Genomic DNA, 1,652 nt, shown 5'->3' with positions numbered 1-1,652 from the left:
GGCTCTGACTCACATTTGCTGCTGTTGAGGATGATGCTTCTGCTGGTTCATCGGAGGATCAGCTATGCAGCAACGATTTCAACGGGCGAGCCTCGCTCCGTCCGGTTTTGCAGTTGATGATGTGACGATTATCGAAGAGCGTGTGCAAGTTCGGCTGCGATCGCGCGCCCTCTCCGGAACGTGTCCAGCCTGTGGTCGACAGAGCCGACGAGTTCAAAGCCGATATCTGCGTCGGCCCGCTGACCTGCCGTTTGGCGGTCGTCGAGTTGAGCTGGCGATCGTGACGCGTCGGTTCTGGTGCGATGCCGTTCTGTGCGGTCGGCGTATCTTCTGCGAACAGTTCGATAGTGGCGTGCTCGCACGTTACGGTCGGCGCACCCAGCGGCTGGAGACCATTGTTCACCATCTTGGTTTGGCGCTCGGTGGCAGACCGGCGGCGGCCTTTGCCAATCGTCTGATGGTACCAGTGAGCAATGACACACTGCTGCGGGTGGTTCGCCGCCGTGTTGCCGACCAGGATGATGAACTCACCGTCATCGGCATTGATGATTTTGCTTTCCGGCGGGGCCAAACCTATGGAACGATCGTCTGCGATCTGGAGCGGCGGAAGCCCGTCACCCTGCTACAGGATCGAGCGTTGGATACGTCTCGAGCGTGGCTTGCCGGGCATCAGTCGATCTCCACCGTCGCTCGCGATCGGGGCGGCGGCTATGGTGAGGCTATTGCGAAGGCATTGCCCAATGCTGAGCAGGTTGCTGATCGCTGGCACCTAATGGAGAATTCCAGCCGGGCCTTCCTCGACGCTGTCGGCAAGTCGATGCGACAGATCAGGCAGGCGGTCGGCAGCAGTGTCGTTGATCCAAAGCTTCTGACCTACGCCGAGAAGCTGCAGTATGAGGGGTATCTACGCCGCCAGGAAACGAACGAGGCGGTTCGGGAGCTGTCGAAAAAGGGAACATCAATTCGGCAGATTGTGCGGCAAACCGGCCATAGCCGGAAGCTCGTTCGCGACATTTTAAGGGGGCAGCGTCTCGACGTGTTCCGAACGCGGCCAAGTTCTCTGGATAGCTGGTCGCCTTGGCTCAACAGCCGCTGGGAAGAAGGGGCACGGAACGCTTCGGCACTCTGGCGTGAGATGAAGACGAAGGGCTTTGTGGGACAGAGTGGTGTCGTATCGCAATGGGCTCAACGCCGACGTCTTGCGGAAAAGGCCAATCAGAGCGGGCTCGCCAGAACGCCGTCCGCACGGGTTATCGCACGGCTCATGACCACCGCGCGCGACGACCTTGCAAAATCCGAAGCGATCCTGGTGGCGGCGATCGAAGTGAACGTCCCGGACCTTGTGGTCGCCCGTACGGCCATTGGTGATTTCCAGTCCATGATCCGCTCGAAGACAGCGCGGAAGCTCGACGAGTGGTTGGAAGCCGCTAAGGACAGCTTGGTCGGATCGTTTGCCGGCGGCGTCGAAAAAGACCTCGACGCCGTCAGGAATGCAATCATATCACCGTGGTCAAATGGGCAAACGGAAGGACAGATCACACGCTTAAAGCTCATTAAGCGCCAGATGTACGGAAGAGCAAAACTCGATCTCCTGCAGGCGCGGTTGATCGGTGCGTCGTAGACCTGCACAGCAGCAAATGTGCGTCAGAGCC

1 protein-coding gene is annotated in these 1,652 nt (G+C 59.3%); it reads left to right on the top strand.

The annotated features are described in order from the left end of the window. Positions 1 to 64 precede the first annotated feature (64 nt). A complete protein-coding gene (locus tag BJ928_RS38435) occupies positions 65 to 1,621 on the top strand; it encodes an ISL3 family transposase (RefSeq protein WP_077473006.1) in 1,557 nt (518 codons plus the stop codon). The last annotated feature ends 31 nt before the right edge of the window (positions 1,622 to 1,652 follow it).

Origin of the sequence: Rhizobium sp. WW_1 (genome assembly GCF_003610155.1) — a bacterium.
Taxonomy (GTDB): Bacteria; Pseudomonadota; Alphaproteobacteria; order Rhizobiales; family Rhizobiaceae; genus Rhizobium; species Rhizobium tropici_A.
The sequence above is the reverse complement of the archived record's forward strand: the minus strand, read 5'-3'. Positions and strand labels throughout refer to the sequence as shown.

Bases quoted from the DNA above. Each gene is read 5' to 3' on its own strand.
- BJ928_RS38435 (WP_077473006.1), top strand. From the start codon at position 65: ATGCAGCAACGATTTCAACGGGCGAGCCTCGCTCCGTCCGGTTTTGCA.